At 72.8% G+C, this 19,131-nt stretch carries 12 protein-coding genes; all 12 read right to left on the reverse strand.

Features of this window, described 5'->3' with window-relative positions; genetic code table 11:
* Positions 1-494 precede the first annotated feature (494 nt).
* The 12 genes from DEJ47_RS00545 to DEJ47_RS00605 all read right to left on the reverse strand — a co-directional run bounded on the left by DEJ47_RS00545 (position 495) and on the right by DEJ47_RS00605 (position 18,261).
* The gene (locus DEJ47_RS00545; RefSeq protein ID WP_150163959.1) at positions 495-2,468 is read right to left on the reverse strand and encodes an FAD/NAD(P)-binding protein; all 1,974 of its coding nucleotides are present in this window, start codon (positions 2,466-2,468) and stop codon (positions 495-497) included.
* Between the two features lie 362 nt (positions 2,469-2,830).
* The gene (locus tag DEJ47_RS00550) at positions 2,831-3,034 is read right to left on the reverse strand and encodes a hypothetical protein (protein ID WP_150163960.1); all 204 of its coding nucleotides are present in this window, start codon (positions 3,032-3,034) and stop codon (positions 2,831-2,833) included.
* Between the two features lie 208 nt (positions 3,035-3,242).
* Positions 3,243-4,289 carry a mevalonate kinase gene (gene mvk / locus DEJ47_RS00555; RefSeq protein WP_150163961.1) on the reverse strand — a complete coding sequence of 349 codons (1,047 nt, stop codon included), beginning with the start codon at positions 4,287-4,289 and terminating at the stop codon, positions 3,243-3,245.
* A gap of 425 nt (positions 4,290-4,714) precedes the next feature.
* Complete coding sequence (locus tag DEJ47_RS00565; protein WP_150163962.1) at positions 4,715-6,241, reverse strand: MFS transporter; 1,527 nt, start codon at positions 6,239-6,241, stop codon at positions 4,715-4,717.
* 201 nt (positions 6,242-6,442) lie between these two features.
* On the reverse strand, positions 6,443-6,904 hold the full coding sequence (locus tag DEJ47_RS00570; protein WP_150163963.1) for a hypothetical protein: 462 nt from the start codon (positions 6,902-6,904) through the stop codon (positions 6,443-6,445).
* Between the two features lie 376 nt (positions 6,905-7,280).
* Positions 7,281-7,433, reverse strand: coding sequence for a surface protein (locus DEJ47_RS00575; RefSeq protein WP_150163964.1), 153 nt, complete (start codon positions 7,431-7,433; stop codon positions 7,281-7,283).
* 76 nt (positions 7,434-7,509) lie between these two features.
* A complete protein-coding gene (gene ahcY / locus DEJ47_RS00580) occupies positions 7,510-8,973 on the reverse strand; it encodes an adenosylhomocysteinase (protein ID WP_150163965.1) in 1,464 nt (487 codons plus the stop codon).
* A complete protein-coding gene (gene metF, locus DEJ47_RS00585) occupies positions 8,951-9,856 on the reverse strand; it encodes a methylenetetrahydrofolate reductase [NAD(P)H] (protein WP_150163966.1) in 906 nt (301 codons plus the stop codon). Before metF ends, ahcY begins: the two co-directional genes overlap by 23 nt.
* Positions 9,853-13,371 (reverse strand): methionine synthase, encoded by a 3,519-nt coding sequence (gene metH / locus DEJ47_RS00590; protein ID WP_150163967.1) that lies wholly within the window; start codon positions 13,369-13,371, stop codon positions 9,853-9,855. Before metH ends, metF begins: the two co-directional genes overlap by 4 nt.
* Entirely contained in the window at positions 13,368-14,351 is a 984-nt protein-coding gene (locus DEJ47_RS00595; protein ID WP_150163968.1) for a carbohydrate kinase family protein, read from the reverse strand. The genes metH and DEJ47_RS00595 overlap by 4 nt, the downstream gene beginning before the upstream one ends.
* 210 nt (positions 14,352-14,561) lie before the next feature.
* Complete coding sequence (gene metK / locus DEJ47_RS00600) at positions 14,562-15,776, reverse strand: methionine adenosyltransferase (RefSeq protein ID WP_150163969.1); 1,215 nt, start codon at positions 15,774-15,776, stop codon at positions 14,562-14,564.
* An 895-nt stretch (positions 15,777-16,671) separates the two neighbouring features.
* Complete coding sequence (locus DEJ47_RS00605; protein ID WP_150163970.1) at positions 16,672-18,261, reverse strand: class I adenylate-forming enzyme family protein; 1,590 nt, start codon at positions 18,259-18,261, stop codon at positions 16,672-16,674.
* Positions 18,262-19,131 lie beyond the last annotated feature (870 nt).

Here is a 19,131-nt window from a genome sequence, read left to right on the forward strand (position 1 = left end):
GCCGCCACAGCCAGAAAGCGGCGCGGCAAGCCCGAACGACCACGAACCGGACCCCGGTTCGACCACCCACCCGCCAGATCCGGACCCAACATGAGCCCACGGGCAGGCAGTTGCCCCCGCGCCCCGGAAAGCAGTGCAGCAGCCCGAACGACCACGAACCGGGCCCCGGTTCGACCACCCCCGCCAGGCCCGAATGCAACGACCGCCCACGGGCACGCAGTTGCCGCCACAGCGGGGAAGGGGCGCGGCGGGCCTGGGCGATCCCGGGGCAGGGCGGCAGAGGGGCGGGCAGGGCGTGCGTCCCGCTGGTCTCGCTCCGGTGCCCGTCACGGGACGTCGCCCAGCCACGGGACGGGGGGCCCGGCCGCGGGACGGTGCCCGCCACGGGTGGGAGCCCGGCCACGGGAGGGGCCCGCTCTCGTCTTGGGGCGGCTGTCGGCCCCGGCTGGCCCGCTGTCGTCCCGCCGGGCAGGGGACCAGCCGCCCCGGGGGGGTCAGGTGGTGGCTCGGTCGGGCTGGGGCGGGGCGGGCTCGGGGGCGGCGGGGGCCGGGAATTGCAGGGCTGCGCGGGCGATCGCGTCCGCGTCGGTGAGGGTGACCGAGTTGACGCCGGGGCGGATGCCCGCGGCCGTCACCCAGTGCACCGCTTCGGTCGGCACACCGAAGGCGTAGCGGTGCGGGTGCGGGGCCCCCGCCACGTCGATCAGGCGGAAGGGCCGCTCGGTGACGGCCAGCCCGTCGCTGTCGAAGGGCTGGGACGTGCGGGTGCGGATGCGGTGGGCGGTGCACTGGCCGGTGTCCAGCAGATGGCGCAGCAGCCGGTCCCCGGTGCGGCGCAGCGTGATCGCGGGCAGGCGGGCCTCGACGACCGCGTCCACCTGCCGCGCGGAGCCGGGCACCAGCGGGGACAGCGCCGTGCAGCGCCCCTCCGCCACCTCGACGCGCAGGCCGGGACCGATCACGTCCAGCACCCCCGCCTCGATCAGCGCGGTCATCTCCTCCACCCGGCGGGCCGGCGGGCCGATGGACAGGTGTGCGTTGAGCGGTGTGTACCAGCCGTCCAGATCGGTGCGGTGGGAGTCGCCGTCCAGGCCGCCGTGGTCGACGGCCTGGCGGATCTCGTTGCGCAGGTCCCGCAGCACGTCCAGGGCCGCCTTCAGGGGCCCGTTGACGTTGCCGGCCCGCGCCTCGGCCACGTCCTGGCGCAGGTGGTCCAGAAGCCAGCCGGTGAAGTCCTCGGGGCCGGTGAACTCCCGCTCGCGCCAGGGGCGGGCCAGCAGCTCCCAGTCCAGGCGGTCCTTCTCGCCGATGCCGTACTCCTCCAGCACCGCCCGCAGGTGCCCCTCCCCCGCCGGTGCGGCCAGGCAGGCGGCCTGCAGCTGCCGGGCGGGCAGCGCCTCGCCGCGCGAGCGCAGCAGCGTGGCGTAGTAGACGGCCTCCGCCTCCCGGGCGACCAGCGGCCACACATCGTCCCGGAAGTCCAGCCCGCCCTCGGCGTGTTCGCGGCGCAGCGCGGCGATGCGTGCGGCGGTCAGCAGCCGCGGCTCGTGCCGGCCGTGGGGGCCCTTCTGGTTCTCCCCGCGCGCCTGGTAGGGGATGCCGCGCCGCGATCCGGCGTACAGGCGCGGCTCCTGGCCCGAGGCCTGGTAGGACAGCCGGCCGCCGCGGCGGGTGAAGGTGCCGCCGCGGCCGGCGGTGAGCCGGGCCAGGTAGTCGAAGAAGTTCAGGCCCAGGCCGCGCAGCAGCACCCGCATGCCCGGCGTCAGCGCCCGCAGGTCCACATCGGCCGGGTTGGCCGGCGCCAGGTGGTGCAGCCCCGCGGCGCGGGCCCGCCCGGCAAAGGCCCGCTCCCCCGCGTCGGGGCCGGCCGGCAGGTGGCCCTGGCACAGGATGACGGCATCCAGCCCGCCGAGGACCGTGCCGTCGGCCAGCCGCACCCGCTGGCGCACCCCGCCGGCCCCCGCGCCCGGGGGTGGGGCGGGCTCGTCGTCCAGGGCGACGGCCAGGCCGCGGTGGAAGGTGACGCGCACCCGGCCGGGTGCGCCGCGCACCACGCGCCGGCAGGCCCAGCGCAGGTAGTGGCCGTAAAAGGCGCGGGTGGGGTAGGTGTCGGGGCCCAGCGCGCGGGCCTGGTCCAGCACGTCGTCCGGATATGTGCCGTCGATCTCCCCGCAGGCCAGTGCGTCCGCCCACTCGTGCAGGCTGGGCCCCGGCTCCAGCGGGCCGGCGAGGTCGACACTGGCGTCGGTGAACACCGAGATCTGTCCGGCCACGGTGTTCATGAGCAGGTGCGGGGACTGGTCGGTGCGCCACACCCGGCCGGCGCCGGGCGGGCAGGGGTCGATCACATGGACGTGGACGGGGCCGTCCTGCGGCCGCAGGCGGGCGTTGGCGCACAGGCGCTCCAGTACGGACAGGCCGCGCGGTCCGGCACCTACCACGCACACCGTGCGAGGGCTCACTGTCATGACTAACCGTTTCTGCTGATCACGCAACGGGGCGGGGACCAGGCGCGGCGCACCGGCCGCCCCCTTGAGCGGGGCGGCCGGTGCCGGGCCGGGTCCGGGCGTGCCGCCGAGCCGGGCTCGGCGGCACGCACGTGCACGCCCCGCCTCCCCGCCGACCCCGGGGGGAGGACCTCACCCGGGCGGCGGACCACACCCGGCGCGCCGGTCGGGCGGCGCGAGGGCGTGGGCGTGCGGCGGCACGTGCGGGAAGAAAGACGGACGGCGGGGGCGGCGGCGGGCGGTGTGCCGCGCCACGGGGTGCTCCCCTCGCGTCCCTCCTGCGCCGTGCCGTCAGCCGCTGTCGCGGGGCGGACGGTAGCCGTTCACCATGCGTGCCGGGTCGGCCCCGCGGCCGGATGACCGCCTCCCGCGCGCGTCAGCAGAAACAGAGTCGGACCGCCCTCGTGGACGGCCTGGTCGTGGCGGGGACGGACGGACACGGCGGCGCCGAAGCGGTGACCGGACGCGGGGCCGGGTCCGGCAGTGAGGCCGGGGCCGGGCGCGTATGCGGTGCTGTCGGTGTCCATGTGCGTACTCCTTTCGCCCGTCAGTGCGTCAATACATGGGTGGATGGGGTGGGTGGTTCGGGGTGGTGCCGAAAATTCATGGGTGGGTGGGGTGGGTTCGGGGTGGTGCCGGGGTCCGGGATGGCCCCACGGCCCGGGGCGGTGTCGCAGGTGCCACGTTGTGCCAGGGCGCGGGACCGTGCCCGGTGGTGCGGGCTGGTGCTGGGGGTCAGGCGGGGTGCGTGTCCGGGCGGGCCGTCAGCGGCAGGACCCAGGTCTGCTGGGCGCCGGCCGCGTGGAGGCGGCGGGTGACGGTGCCGGCCTGGTCGGAGGGGACCAGTGCGATCATGCAGCCGCCCAGCCCGCCTCCGGTGATCTTCGCGCCGAGGCTGCCCGCGGCCAGGGCCGCCTCGACCAGCGCGTCGATGCGCTCGGTGCTCAACCGGGCCTCGCGCAGCAGGTGGTGATAAGCCGTCAGGTAGGGGCCGAGTGCGTCGGGGGTGTCCTGGGCCAGGGCCTGGCGGGCCCGGTCGGTGAGCAGGGCGGCGCGGCGCAGGAAGTGGTGCCGGCTGCCGGGGTGGCGGGTGAAGCCCTCGCGCAGCCGGGTCACCGCGTCCTTGGTGCGGCCCACCTCGCCGCTGTCGGCGACGATGAACAGGCCTTCGCAGCCCACCTCCAGGTCCTGGGCGGTGCCCTGCTGGAACAGCAGGGGGCCGGGCGCGCCCACGGCGGTGGCATCGACGCCGCTGGCCCGGCCGTGGGCCACGTTCTCGGCGCTCTGCACCAGGTCGAAGACCGTGCGCGCGCTGACCTCGCGGCCGAAGAGGTCGGCCAGGGCCAGGACCACGGCGCGGGCGCAGGCGGCGCTGGAGCCGAGCCCGCGGCCGGGCGGGATCGCGCAGTCCAGGATCACCTCCAGGTGCACGTCCTGGGCCACGTCCACGGTGGCGCGGAATTCGGCGGCCAGCTGCCGCAGCCCCTCGGAGGCCTCGGTGGCCACCGGCCGGGACGGGGAGCCGGTCATCGTCAGCGACACCCCGCCACTGCCGCCGGGGCCGGGCGCGGACCAGCCGGCGCTGGCGGTGACCGCCAGCTGCGGCACCGGCAGCGCCAGGGCGGGCGCCCCGTACACCACGGCGTGTTCCCCCAGCAGGATCGTCTTGGCGTGGGCGCGGCCGACCCCGACCGTGCGGGCCCGGCGGGCGGGGGCCGCGTCCGGGACCGGGGCCGGGGCCGGTGGTGTCAACGCGCTCAGCTCCTCTGGTGTGTTCCGCATGGCGATCGCATCGTCCAGACTTCTCGGAAGGAATGAGGAAACGCAGACGTACGACGGGTACGTGAAGGCGTAAGCAGCAAGCGGCAAGCGGCAAGCGGCAAGCAGCGAGGAAGGCCCGGGGCGCAATGGCGTCTCACCGGTGACGGCTGCGGGGCGCTGGGCCCCAATTCCCCGCCTCCGTAATGCTTTTGGGCAGGGTGGATGCCCTGGAATAGTGACACGCGAAATGAGGCCGCGCCTAGAGCGCCTCGGGGTGGTGTGGGTCACGTGAGGGTGAGCGGGAAAAGGCGGGGCGGGAAAGGGGCGGGACGGGAAAAGCCCGTACCGCCCCCGGGGCAGGACCCGGGGGCGGTACGGGTGAAACGGGCCGTCAGCTGTGCGACGGCGTCACAAGGCCGGCGCGCCGGGTACGGCCCGGCGCGCGGTCAGGAGGAGACGCCGGTGGCGGCGGGCTTTGGGGCCGTCTCGGCGTCGGGCTCCCCCTCGGCCTCGGCGAGCACGTTGCGCGGGGTGGCGTCGACCTTCTGCATCAGGACAACGACGAGCACCGCGGCGACGGCCACCAGGATGGCGCCCACCTGGAAGGCGCGCGAGGTTCCGTCGGACTGCGCAACGGTGGGGATGACACCGTCACCGATGTGGTCGGTGGCGTAGCGGATGGCCAGCGGCACCAGGGTGGCCAGGCCGAGCGCGCCGCCGATCTGCTGCATGGCGGTCTGCACGCCGGAGGCCAGACCGGAGTCCTTGCCGGTGACCTGGTAGAGCGCGCCGTTGACCAGGGCCGGGTAGCACATGGCGCTGAACAGGCCGAACACGATCATGCCGGGCAGGACGCCGTTGAGGTAGGTGGAGTCGGACTCCAGGGTGGAGGCGACGACCAGGCCCGCGGCGGCGCCGCCGAAGCCGATGGCCAGGACCGCCTTGACGCCGATGCGGGGCATCAGTGCGGAGGCCGCGCCCATGCCGGCGCCCATCGCGAAGGCCAGCGGCACCACGGCCATGCCCGACTTGATCGGCGAGTACTCGAGGACATCCTGCATGTACATGATGAGCAGGAAGGCGTAGCAGTGGAAGCTGGCCAGCAGCGCCAGGGTCACGACGTTGGAGGTGACGCGGGTGCGGTTGGTGAAGAAGCGGATGGGCACCATCGGGTCGGCGGTGCGCGTCTCCCAGATGGCCGCCAGGAGCAGGATGCCGATGCCGCCGAGCAGCGGGAGCAGCACGGTGGAGGAGCCCCAGGAGTGGTCGGCGGCCTTGATCAGGCCGTAGACGACGGCGACGAGACCGCCGGTGATGGAGACCGCGCCGACGACGTCGACGCTGCGGCCCTCGCGCTCCATGCGGCTCTCGGGCATGACCTTGGGGACCAGGATCAGCGCGGCGATGGCGATGGGGATGTTGATGTAGAAGATCCAGCGCCAGTCGACGTACTCGGTCAGGGCGCCGGAGACGACCGACCCGATGACGCCGCCCAGGGCGGCGGTGCCGCCCCATACGCCCAGTGCCTTCATCCGCTCCTTGGCGTCGGGGAAGAGCACGGGGATCATGCCGAGCGCGGCCGGGCCGCACAGCGCCTCGCCCAGACCCTGCACGAAGCGGCTGGAGACCAGCATGCCGGAGGACACCGCGGCGCCGCAGGTGGCCGAGGCGACACCGAAGCAGACCACACCGACCATGAAGATCTTGCGGCGGCCGTACATGTCGGCCAGTCGGCCGCCCAGCAGCAGGAATCCGCCGGCCATCAGCACATAGCCGTTGATGACCCAGGCGAGGTCGCCCTCGGTGGAGAAGGTCAGATCACCCCTGATTTCGGGAAGCGCGACGAGCACAATCGTGACGTCCATGACGAGCATGAACTGAATGGCGGCCAAAATGGCCAGCGCTTTCCAACGCCGCGGGTCGCCAGCGGGGGCTTCCGCCCCGCCCGTGGACTCTTTGTCGAGAGTACTCATGGCCTGATTACTTCCTCCGAATGATGTGCGACCAAGAAGGCCGCCCGCGCGGACATTCCGGCCGACGCCGGTGAGGGGCCCGCGCCCGCTGTGCGCGGGTTGGCGCCGTCTCCACCGGTACGACGAAACAGGGCCGCGGAATGTGAGGGGGGACTTCGCCTCCGGTGGCCGCCGGGCGGGACGGGGCCGGGGGCGGGCGGGTCAGCCGACCAGGTAGCGCTGGATGGTGGGCGAGACCAGGGCGACGACCTCGTCGACCGAGGCGGAGGCGATCGGCTCCAGTTTCACGACGTAGCGCAGCACGGCCACGCCCCACACCTGGGCCTGGGCGGCGTTGATGTTCATCGGCGGCACGCCGAGCGCCTCGGCGACCTCGTCGAAGTCCTTGGGGGGCTCGTCCAGGGAGGCGGCCAGCTGCTGGAAGATCTGGCGGGACATGAAGTCGCGCATGCGGGCGGCGCCCTGGTCGTCGGCGAACACGGCGCCGAAGGCGCCCAGGAGCTGCGGCCGGGCCTGGGGGTCCTCCCACTTGGTCAGGGCGGCCCGCAGCAGGCCTTCGGCCAGCTGGGCGCGTTCGCCGGTGAGCGAGGCCGCTCCGGCCTCGGCGAGGGCGTCCCCGATGTCGCTCAGGGCGTTGGGGCCTTCGGCGGCGGCTGTGGACATCGCTCCTCCTAGGAACAGGGGCCCGCGCTCTGGATGTCGGGCCCCGGTCGGACGTACGGCGCACCACCACCCCCGAAAAGGGCCGGGGGTGGTGCGGGCGGTGCCGGTTGCAGGCGATGGGACGGCGGGGGTGGTGGCGGTGCTCATGGGTGGGGGCAGGGCGCCATCGTCGCCCCTGGCCGCTCCGGACCCGCTCGATGTCCGCTCGAACCGGCCGCAAAGAGCGAACGTCCGCGGGCCCGCACAGGGGCCGGTTCACCCCAACCCGTGGCCGCGGCAGCCGCGTTGGTTCCGGCGTCTGGGAACTGCCTCCCGGTGCGGGCCCTGTTGAGGCCCGGGCTCGGCCCGGGCCCCGGGACCGTCGGCGGGGAGGGTGTCAGTCGATGCCGCGCACGAGGTGGCTCTCGAACGTGTCGTCCTCGTCGATGCCGGCGAGCCGGAGCGGCGGGGTGGCGTACGGGGCCGGGGGCAGGGCCAGGGCCGTGGCCGGTCCGGGCGGGCCGGGGTCCTCCTGTTCGGTGTCGTGCACCTGCTTCTCCTGTTCCGACGGCCCCGTGCGGGGCGTTCTTCCAACGGCCCCCGCACAGGGGGGCGTTGCGGGTGGGTCAGTAGCGGTAGTGGTCGGGCTTGAAGGGGCCTTCGACCTCGACGCCGATGTAGGCGGCCTGCTCCGGGGTGAGCGTGGTCAGCTTCACGCCCAGAGCATCCAGGTGCAGACGGGCCACCTTCTCGTCCAGGTGCTTGGGCAGCACGTAGACATCCGTGGGGTACTGCTCCTGCTTGGTGAACAGCTCGATCTGCGCCAGCGTCTGGTCCGCGAACGAGTTCGACATCACGAACGAGGGGTGGCCCGTGGCGTTGCCCAGGTTCAGCAGACGCCCCTCGGACAGGACGATCAGGACCTTGCCCTCGGGGAAGGTCCAGGTGTGCACCTGCGGCTTGACCTCGTCCTTGACGATGCCCTCGATCGCCGCGAGACCGGCCATGTCGATCTCGTTGTCGAAGTGACCGATGTTCCCCACGATCGCCTGGTGCTTCATCCGGGCCATGTGCGAGGCCATGATGATGTCCTTGTTGCCCGTGGTGGTGATGAAGATGTCCGCGCTCTCCACCACCTCGTCCAGCGTGGTCACCTGGTAGCCGTCCATCGCCGCCTGCAGCGCGCAGATCGGGTCGATCTCCGTGACGATCACCCGCGCACCCTGCCCGCGCAGCGACTCCGCACACCCCTTGCCCACATCGCCGTACCCGCACACGACGGCGGTCTTGCCGCCGATCAGGACGTCGGTGGCACGGTTGATCCCGTCGATCAACGAGTGACGGCAGCCGTACTTGTTGTCGAACTTCGACTTGGTCACCGCGTCGTTCACATTGATCGCGGGGAACAGCAGCTGGCCCTCGCGCTGCATCTCATACAGACGGTGCACACCCGTGGTGGTCTCCTCGGTCACCCCACGGATCTCCGAGGCCAGCTGGGTCCACTTCTGCGAACCCTCACTGATGGTGCGGTTGAGCAGCTGCAGGATGACACGGTGCTCGTCGTTCTCCGCCGTCTCCACCGCCGGGACCTTGCCGGCCTTCTCGTACTCGACACCCTTGTGCACCAGCAAGGTGGCATCCCCGCCGTCGTCCAGGATCATGTTCGGGCCGCCGGTGGGCGTGTTCGGCCAGGTCAGCGCCTGCTCCGTGCACCACCAGTACTCCTCCAGGCTCTCGCCCTTCCAGGCGAAGACCGGCACACCCCGCGGGTCCTCGGGCGTGCCGTTGGGGCCCACCGCGATCGCCGCGGCCGCGTGGTCCTGGGTGGAGAAAATGTTGCACGAGACCCAGCGGACCTCCGCGCCCAGCGCGACGAGGGTCTCGATGAGCACGGCGGTCTGCACGGTCATGTGCAGGGAACCCATGATGCGGGCCCCGGCCAGCGGCTGGGCGGCGGCGAACTCCTTGCGGATCGCCATCAGACCGGGCATCTCGTGCTCGGCCAGCGTGATCTCCTTACGGCCGAACGCCGCCAGGGAGAGATCGGCGACCTTGAAGTCGTGGCCGTCAGTGGTGGGCTGCGAGGTCATGCGGGGTGCTCCTTGCGTCGGTGATGTTGCGGTGGATCTCGAGGGTGGCCGTCGAGCGGTTGAGGGTGATGTAGTGCAGGCCGGGGGCGCCTTCGGCGAGCAGGCGCTGGGCCATGGCGGTGGCGTGTTCGACGCCGATGTGGTGGCCTTCGGCGGGCTGGTGGCGGGCGGCCTCCAGGCGGTGGGCCAGGTGTTCGGGGAAGGCGGCGCCGCTGAGCTGCGCGAAGCGGCTGATCTGGCGGACGTCGGTGGCCGGCATGATCTCGGGGATGATCGGGGTGGTGCAGCCGGCGGCGGTGACCTTGTCGCGCAGGCGCAGGTAGTCCTCGACGTCGAAGAACATCTGGGTGATGGCGTAGTCGGCGCCGGCGCGGCATTTGGCGACGAAGTGGCGGATGTCGCTGTCCCAGTCGGGTGAGCGCGGGTGGCGTTCGGGGAAGGCGGCCACCCCGACGCTGAAGTCTCCCGACTCCTTGACCAGGCGCACCAGTTCGTGGGCGTGGGTGAAGCCGTCGGGGTGGGGTGTCCAGGGGGCGCCCGGGTCGCCGGGCGGGTCGCCGCGCACCGCCAGGACGTCGCGGACCCCGGCGTCGGCGTACTGGCCGATGATGTGGCGCAGTTCGGCCACCGAGTGGCCGATGGCGGTCAGGTGGGCGACGGGGCGCAGGGTCGTCTCGGCGGCGATGCGTTTGGTGACCTCCACGGTGCGGTCGCGGGAGGAGCCGCCGGCGCCGTAGGTGACCGAGACGAAGGTGGGGGCGAGGGTTTCGATGCGGCGGATGGCCTTCCACAGGGTGCGGGCGCCGGCGTCGCTCTTGGGCGGGAAGAACTCGAAGGAGAAGCTGGGGGTGTCCTGGTCGATGAGGGCGCGCAGGGCGGTCATGGGCGGCCTCCGGCGTTGAAGTAGCTGGCCTGGGGGTGGTGCAGGACGAGCGCGTCGGTGGACTGCTCGGGGTGGAGCTGGAATTCCTCGGAGAGGTGGACGCCGATGCGTTCGGGCCGCAGCAGGGCGGCGATCTTGGCGCGGTCGGCCAGGTCGGGGCAGGCGGGGTAGCCCAGCGAGTAGCGGCAGCCCTGGTACTGGGTGCGGAACATGCCCTCGATGTCGTGGGGGTCGCCGGCGTGGATGCCGAGTTCGGCGCGCACTCGGGCGTGCCAGTACTCGGCGAGGGCCTCGGCGAGCTGGACGGACAGGCCGTGCAGTTCGAGGTAGTCGCGGTAGGAGTCGGCGGCGAACAGCTCCGCGGTCGCCTCGCCGATCCTGGCGCCGACGGTGACGACCTGCAGGCCCACCACGTCGGTCTCGCCGGATTCCTCGGGGCGGAAGAAGTCGGCCAGGCACAGCCGGCGCCCGCGCGGCTGGCGGGGGAAGGTGAAGCGGGTGTGTTCGGCGCCGGTCTCGTCCAGCAGGATCAGGTCCTCGCCCTTGGACACGCAGCGGAAGTAGCCGTGCACGACGGCTGCTTCGAGCAGGTTCTCGGTCTGCAGCCGCTCCAGCAGGCCGCGCAGCCGGGGCCGCCCCTCGCTCTCCACCAGTTCCTCGTAGGTGGGTCCGTGGCCGGTGCGGGCCTGCTTGAGGCCCCACTGCCCCTTGAACAGGGCGGCCTCGTCGAGCCAGGCGGCGTACTCCTTGAGGGGGATGCCCTTGATGACGCGGGTGCCGAAGAACGGCGGGGTGGGCACCGGGTTGTCGAGGGCGACGTCGGAGCGCACCGGGCCCTGGTCCTGGTCCGGGGTGACCTCCAGGACGGGGGTGGTGGGTACGCGGCGCTGCTTGAGTTCGGGCAGGCTCGCGCCGGGCACGCCGCGTTTGACGGCGATGAGGGCGTCCATCAGCCGCAGGCCCTCGAACGCGTCGCGGGCGTAGCGGACTTCGCCTTCGTAGATCTCGTGCAGGTCCTGCTCGACATAGGCGCGGGTCAGGGCGGCGCCGCCGAGGATGACGGGATAGTCGGCGGCCATCTGGCGCTGGTTGAGCTCCTGAAGGTTCTCCTTCATGATCACCGTGGACTTCACCAGCAGCCCCGACATGCCGATGACATCCGCCTTGTGCTCGGCGGCGGCATCCAAAATCGCCGCGACCGGCTGCTTGATGCCCAGGTTGACGACGTTGTAGCCGTTGTTGGACAAGATGATGTCGACGAGGTTCTTGCCGATGTCATGCACGTCGCCACGCACGGTGGCCAGCACGATGGTGCCCTTGCCCTCCGCACCCTCCACCTTCTCCATGTGCGGCTCCAGGTGCGCCACGGCCGTCTTCATGACCTCGGCGGACTGCAGCACGAACGGCAGCTGCATCTGCCCGGAGCCGAACAGCTCCCCGACCACCTTCATGCCCTCAAGCAAAGTGTTGTTGACGATGTCCAGCGCGGGCGTGTCCCGCAGGGCTTCGTCGAGATCGGCCTCCAGGCCGTTCTTCTCACCGTCGATGATGCGCCGCTGCAACCGCTCCTCCAGCGGCAGCGCCAGCAGCTCCTCGGCCTTGCCCGCCTTCATCGACTTCGTCGAGACCCCCTCGAACAGCTCCATCAGCTTTTGCAGCGGGTCATAACCCTCGGCGCGCCGGTCGTAGATCAGGTCGAGGGCGACCTTGACCTGCTCCTCCTCCAGACGCGCGATCGGCAGGATCTTCGAGGCGTGCACGATCGCGGAGTCCAGACCCGCCTTGACGCACTCGTCCAGGAACACGGAGTTCAAGACGACACGGGCGGCCGGGTTGAGGCCGAAGGAGATGTTGGACAGACCCAGCGTGGTCTGCACGTCGGGGTGACGCTTCTTCAGCTCACGGATCGCCTCGATGGTGGCGATCCCGTCCCCCCGGGACTCTTCCTGACCGGTGCAGATGGTGAAGGTCAGCGTATCGATGAGAAGGTCCGACTCCTGGATGCCCCAGTTACCGGTCAGATCGGCGATCAGGCGCTCGGCGATGGCGACCTTGTGCTCGGGCGTGCGGGCCTGGCCCTCCTCGTCGATGGTCAGCGCGATCAGCGCCGCCCCGTGCTCCTTGGCCAGCGCGGTCACCTTCGCGAAGCGGGACTCCGGACCGTCCCCGTCCTCATAGTTGACGGAGTTGATCACCGCACGCCCGCCCAGCTTCTCCAGACCCGCCTGGATGACCGGCACCTCGGTGGAGTCCAGCACGATGGGCAGCGTGGAGGCAGTGGCGAACCGCCCGGCAAGTTCTTCCATGTCCGCCACCCCGTCGCGGCCCACGTAATCCACACACAGATCGAGCATGTGCGCGCCCTCACGGATCTGATCGCGCGCCATCTCCACACAGTCGTCCCAGCGCCCCTCCAGCATCGCCTCACGGAACTTCTTCGACCCATTGGCGTTGGTCCGCTCCCCGATCGCCAGGTACGAGGTGTCCTGCCGGAACGGGACAGTCTGGTAGAGGGAGGCGGCGCCGGGTTCGGGGTGCGGGGTGCGGGCGGGCGGGGTCAGGCCGCGGACGCGCTCGACGACCTGGCGCAGGTGCTCCGGCGTCGTGCCGCAGCAGCCGCCGACCAGGGAGAGGCCGTAGTCGCGCACGAAGCTCTCCTGGGCGTCCGCCAGGCCGTCGGGATCCAGCGGGAAGTGCGCGCCGTCCTTGGTCAGGACGGGCAGGCCGGCGTTGGGCATGCACAGCAGCGGGATGCGGGCGTGGCGGGCCAGGTGGCGCAGGTGCTCGGTCATCTCGGCCGGTCCGGTGGAGCAGTTCAGGCCGATCATGTCGATGCCCAGGGGTTCGAGCACGGTGAGCGCGGCGCCGATCTCGGAGCCCAGGAGCATGGTGCCGGTGGTCTCAAAGGCCAGGGAGCACACCAGGGGCAGGTCCAGGCCGGCCAGGGCCAGGGCGCGGCGGGCGCCCAGGACGGCGGCCTTGGTCTGCAGCAGGTCCTGGGTGGTCTCCACGATGAGCAGGTCGGCGCCGCCGGCGATGAGGCCTTCGGCGTTGGCCTGGAAGCCGTCGCGCAGGGTGGCGAAGTCGGTGTGGCCCAGGGTGGGGAGTTTGGTGCCGGGTCCCATCGAGCCCAGCACGAAGCGCTGGCGGCCGTCACCGGCGTCGAAGGTGTCGGCGACCTGGCGGGCGATGTGGGCGCCGGCCTCGGAGAGTTCGAAGATGCGGTGGGCGATGTCGTACTCGCCGAGGGCGGCGTGGTTGGCGCCGAAGGTGTTGGTCTCCACGCAGTCCACGCCGGCCGCGAAGTAGGCCTCGTGCACGGAGCGCACGATGTCGGGGCGGGTGACGTTGAGGACCTCGTTGCAGCCCTCGAGCTGCTGGAAATCGTCGAGCGTGGGGTCCTGCGCCTGGAGCATGGTGCCCATCGCGCCGTCGGCCACCACCACCCGGGTGGCCAGGGCCTGGCGCAGGGCGGCGGCGCGGGCACGGGGCGTGCTGCTGGGTGTGCTGCTCATGCGGTCCCCTCGATCCGCGCCTCCAGGGCGCGGGCGGCGGCGGCTCCGTAGGTCTGGTCGATGCGGGCGCTCAGGTCGGCGGGGATGAGCTTGTACTCCTGGGTGCCGACCGATTCCAGGACGGTGGTGGCCAGGGCGCAGCCGAGCTGGGCGGCGCGTTCGTGGGGCAGCTCCCAGGCGGTGCCGGCCAGGAAGCCGGCGCGGAAGGCGTCGCCGGCGCCGGTGGGGTCGGCGATCTTGTCGGTGGGGACGGCGGGCACGGGCAGCGTGGGGCAGCCGGCGCGGGCCAGCAGGACGCCGCCGGCGCCCAGGGTGGTGATCCAGGTGCCGACGCGGTCCAGGAGCTGCGGTTCGCTCCAGCCGGTGCGCTCCAGCAGCAGGGCGGCCTCGTATTCGTTGGTGAACAGCCAGCGGGCGCCGTCCACCAGGCGGCGGGCCTGCTCGCCGTCCAGGCGGGCCAGCTGCTGGGAGGGGTCGGCGGCCACCGGGATGTTCAGGCGGTGGGCGGCGGCGGTGTGGCGCAGCATGGCCTCGGGGTCGTCGGCGCCGATCAGGACCAGGCCGGGGGTGCCGGTGCGGGCGGTGACCTCGGCGAGGTCGATGTGGGAGGCCTCGGCCATGGCGCCGGCGTAGAAGGTGGCGATCTGGTTCTGGTCCTGGTCGGTGGTGCACACGAAGCGGGCGGTGTGCAGGGTGTCGCTGACCTGGACGGCGCCGGTGTCCACGCCGTGGTCGCGCAGCCAGTGGCCGTAGTCGGCGAAGTCCAGGCCGGCGGCGCCGATCAGGATCGGGTCCAGGCCGAGCAGGCCCAGGCCGAAGGCGATGTTGGCGCCGACGCCGCCGCGGCGCACCTCCAGGCGGTCGGCGAGGAAGGACAAGGAGACCCGCTCCAGCTGTTCCTTGAGCAGCTGTTCGGCGAAGCGTCCGGGAAAGACCATCAGGTGGTCGGTGGCGATCGATCCGGTCACGGCGATACGCACGGCAAGGCACTCCTTGAAGCTGGGTGGGTCGGCGGTGTGGGGCCGCCCGCCCCGCCCCGGGCGGGCGCCGGGCGGGCGCGCGCGAGGGGCGGGGCGGGCGGTGGCCGAAGAGAGACGGGAGGTGAGGGTGAGGGAGGCGAGGGGTGAGGGGTGGGGGGTGATGTGAGGTGAGAAGGGCCGGGAGTTGGGGGGTGTGGGGGTTGGTGGGGGTCAGTTGGCGGCTTCGACGGCCTTGCGCAGGGCGTCGGCGCGGTCGGTGCGCTCCCAGGTCAGCTCGGGCAGTTCGCGGCCGAAGTGGCCGTAGGCGGCGGTCTGGGCGTAGATGGGGCGCAGCAGGTCCAGGTCGCGGATGATCGCGGCGGGCCGCAGGTCGAAGACGTCGGTGACGGCCTGTTCGATGGCGGCCTGGGGGGCGGTGGCGGTGCCGAAGGTCTCGATGAACAGGCCGACCGGTTCGGCCTTGCCGATGGCGTAGGCGACCTGGACCTCGCAGCGGGCGGCCAGGCCGGCTGCGACGACGTTCTTGGCGACCCAGCGCATCGCGTAGGCAGCCGAGCGGTCGACCTTGGAGGGGTCCTTGCCGGAGAAGGCGCCGCCGCCGTGGCGGGCCATGCCGCCGTAGGTGTCGACGATGATCTTGCGGCCGGTCAGGCCGGCGTCGCCCATCGGGCCGCCGATCTCGAAGCGGCCGGTGGGGTTGACGAACAGGCGGTAGTCGTCGGTGTCGAGTTTGATGCCGTCGTCGGCGAGCCGGTCAAGGACGTGTTCCACGACGTGGGTGCGCAGGTCGGGGGTGAGCTGGTCGGTGAGGTCGATGTCGGCGGCGTGCTGGGAGGAGACGACGATGGTGTCCAGGCGCGCGGGCCGGCTGCCCTGGTATTCGATGGTGACCTGGGTCTTGCCGTCGGGGCGCAGGTAGGGGACGGTGCCGTCCTTGCGGACCGCGCTCAGGCGGTGCGAGAGGCGGTGGGCCAGCTCGATGGGCAGCGGCATCAGGGTGGGCGTCTCGTCGGTGGCGTAGCCGAACATGAGGCCCTGGTCGCCGGCGCCCTGGCGGTCCAGTTCGTCCTGGTCGCCCTCGACGCGGTTCTCGTAGGCGGTGTCGACGCCCTGGGCGATGTCGGGTGACTGGGCGCCGATGGACACCGATACGCCGCAGGAGGCGCCGTCGAAGCCCTTGGCGGAGGAGTCGTAGCCGATGTCGAGGATCTTCTGGCGGACCAGGGTGGCGATGTCGGCGTAGGCGGTGGTGGTCACCTCGCCGGCGATGTGGACCTGGCCGGTGGTGATGAGGGTTTCGACCGCGACGCGGGAGGCGGGGTCCTGGCTGAGCAGGGCGTCCAGGACGGTGTCGCTGATCTGGTCGGCGATCTTGTCGGGGTGGCCCTCGGTCACGGACTCGGAGGTGAACAGACGGCGGGACATGGCTCTCCTGGCGGAAGGGGGCGGGTGAGTGGTGGGTGTGGGTGGTGCGGTGGTGAGTCGTGGGTGGTGGCTTGTGGGTGTGGGGGGGCTGGGAGGGGCGGGCGCCCCGGGGGGAGCAACTCCCGTGGCGGTACGTCGGGTTACGTACGCACGCCGTATGCGGGGCGGGGCGGTGTGGGGCGGCGGGTGGCCGGTTGCGGGCGTGCGCAGGAGGGCCGGGCTGCCCACTCCCCCGGCCTCGTGCCGGGAGGGGCGGGTGGCCGGGGCCGGGTGGCGCGTGCGGGGCAGCCCGCCCCCGGCCGGGGGCGGAGCAACCTCCCTGGTGGCAGCCCGGGTTGCGCACACACGCCGCGCGGAGCGGGTGCGGCGGGCGGTCGGCTGCAGGGCCGCGCGTCCGGGACACCGGGTCACCCACTCCCCTCCCCGGTCCCCGGGCCGGGAGGGGCGGGTGGCGGGGGCCGGGTGGCGCGTGCGGGGCAGCCCGCCCCGGCCATGGGGGCGGGGCAACGCCATTGGCGGTGGGCCGCGTTACGTGCACACGCCCCGTTCGGGGCCGGGGCGGCGGACAGCCGACCGGGGGCGTACGGCCGGGCCACCGGACTACCCGCCCCCTCCCCCCCGGCCCCAGGCCGGGAGGGACGGTGGCCGGGGCCGGGTGATGCATGCGGGACAGAGCGCCGCCCCCAACCCCGCGCGGGGCGGGCGGAGCAACTTCTGTGGGGGTGAGCGGAGTTACGTACACACACTCCGCCCGCGGCCCGTTGGGCAGCGGATGGTTCGCTGGGGCGTCGGGGGAGCCGGACCGCCCTCCCCCCCCGCTCCCCTCCCTTCCTCCCCCGGCCGGGGGCCCGCCGGGCAGGGGTCCCGTCGGGCTCGGAGTCCGGGGGCGGGTGGGTCAGGCGGGGTCGGGCAGGCGGTGTTGGAGCTGCTGGGTCAGGGCGATGCGCTGGACCTTGAGCGTGGCGGTGCGCGGCAGTTCGGCCTGCGGGAGCTGGACGGGGTCGGCGAGCTGGGGGAAGTCGGTGACCGCGGCGCGCCAGCGGGCGCGGTCCAGGGGGGCGTCGTCGGCGGTGCACACGACGGGCACGGGCCGGTCGTCGGGGCCGGTGACCACGACCAGTTCGCTCAGTTCCGGCAGCCGTCCCAGGACGACGTCCTCGACCTCGAGGGAGCTGCGCACTCCGTCGATCATGTCGACCTCGCGGTCGAGCATGTGCAGGCAGCCCAGTTTGGTGCGGTAGCCGACGTCGCCGGTGCGCCACCAGGCGCCGTTGCGGTTGGTGTCGTAGCGGTCCTGCTCGGCGTAATAGGTCTTGGCCAGGCCGGGCCAGGCGACCTCGATGAAGCCGGGGTTGGTGGGTGAGGGGGCCTTGCCGTTGCGGCTGACGACGCGGACCTTGGCGGCGCCGGCGGGCATGGCCCAGCCCACGCAGCGGCCGTTGGCCTTGTGGGCGGAGTTGCGGAAGTAGGCGCGGCCGACGGCCGGGCCGACCTCGCTCTGTCCGTAGATCTGGAAGAACAGGGCGCCGGGCCGGTCGGAGGCGTTCAGCAGGCGGCCCATGGTACGCGGGTGGATGGCGTCGAAGGTGCTGCTGAAGATCTTCACCGAGGCGAAGGGGCGGCGCGGGTCGCCGGCCAGGTCCTCCCAGTCCATCAGGGAGTTGGGCAGGGCCTCGACGAAGCCGGGGCGGTGGGCCAGGAACTGCTCGGCGACGCTGTCGGGGTCGGATTCGTTCATCAGGAGGACCGGCAGCTCTTTGAGCAGGGCCAGGGACATCGCCGCGACCATCCGGGAGTGCACGAAGGGGATGTGGATGGCGACGGTGTCCTTGCGGCGCAGCAGGGTGAGCAGGCGCCACTGCGGGACCAGGCGGATGCCCTGGGTGCGGGGGGTGTGCACGACGAGTTTGGGCAGGCCGGTGGTGCCGGAGGTGTGGGTGATGACGGCGGCCTCGTCGATGGGGCGGACCACCGGGGTGACGCGGGGGGCGTGGGCGAGGGCGACCAGGGACTGGGTGCCCTCGCGTTCGCCGGCGGTGATCAGGACGTGCCGGGTGAGGTCGGCCAGGGCTTCCTTGGCGAGGCCTGCGTCGAGTTTGGGCAGGTCGGTCAGGAGGCTGGGGCGTTCCAGGCGGCGCAGGAGGGCGGCGACGGTGGGGGCGTCCAGGGCGGGCGAGAGCATCACCGGGACGGCGCCGATGCGGGAGGCGGCGGCGCCCAGCATCCAGATGTCGGCGTTGGCGCTCTTGTGGATGACCAGGTGTTCGTCGGGGCGGATGCCGGCCGCCCACAGGCGGGCGGCGAGGTCGTCGATGGCCTCGGCGAACTCGGCCAGGGTCAGGCGGCGGCCGGCCTGGGGCAGGACGTGCAGGTCGTGGTCGAGGGTGATGGGGACGGAGCCGTTGACGGCGGCGGCCATCTCCGGCAGGAGACCGAGGTGCAGACCGCGCTTTTGGATCGATGCGTAGACCGTGGAGCCCTTCATCGGGGCTGTCTCCTTAGGTGAGGTGGCCGGACGGCGAGATGGTGATGGTGGTGTCCCGGCCCCGGGGAGGTGAGGCGGGGCGGGACGGTGGGGCGGGCCGGGCAGGGTCGTGGGGCGGGCGGGCGTGGCCGGGGAGCGAGTGGCCGGGGCGGCGAGGCGGGTGCTGGTGGCGAGGCAGGCCGCCGCCACCGCGTAACGGTGTGGCGGGGGTCTTCCGGGCAGTGGGCTGGTCCCGCCCCGGTGCTGCGGCCGAGGGCCTCAGCGGCGCGAGACCCGCCACAGCGCCCGTGACCGGTGAGCCCCCAGCGGCACAACGGTCCGCCGCAGCACCGCGCCCGACAGCCCCAGCAGCACACCGGACCCAGCCGAGCGGCGCGGCCGATGAGCCCCGGCGGCACAACGGGGGCCCCACCGCGCCAGGACCGATGAGCCCCCAGCGGCGCAACAGCCCGCCACGGCAGCGCGACCGACGAGCCCCAGCGGCGCAACAGCCCGCCACGGCAGCGCGACCGACGAGCCCCCAGCAGCACACCGGCCCGCCACGGCAGCGCGACCGGCGAGCCCCGGCGGTGCGGCGCACCCACTGCTACAGCGGCGAGGCGGGCTCCGGCGGTGCAGCAGGTCGGCCACACCGGCGGGGCCAACTCCGCTCAGCGAGCGGGTGGTTGGCCGGGCCGGGGCGGCGAGGGTGGGCGGCTGCAGCGCGGGGCGGGCGCCCCCGCCGGTGGTGTGGCCGGGCGGGGGGCCGGGGTGTTGCGGCGGTCCGGCCGCGCCGGTGCAGCGGATCCCCCCGGAGGCATGCGCCGGTGCAGCGGATGCCCCCGGAGGCATGTGCCGGTGCAGCGGATACCCCCGGAGGCATGTGCCGGT

It is taken from the genome of Streptomyces venezuelae (genome assembly GCF_008642355.1).
Classification (GTDB): Bacteria; Actinomycetota; Actinomycetes; order Streptomycetales; family Streptomycetaceae; genus Streptomyces; species Streptomyces venezuelae_B.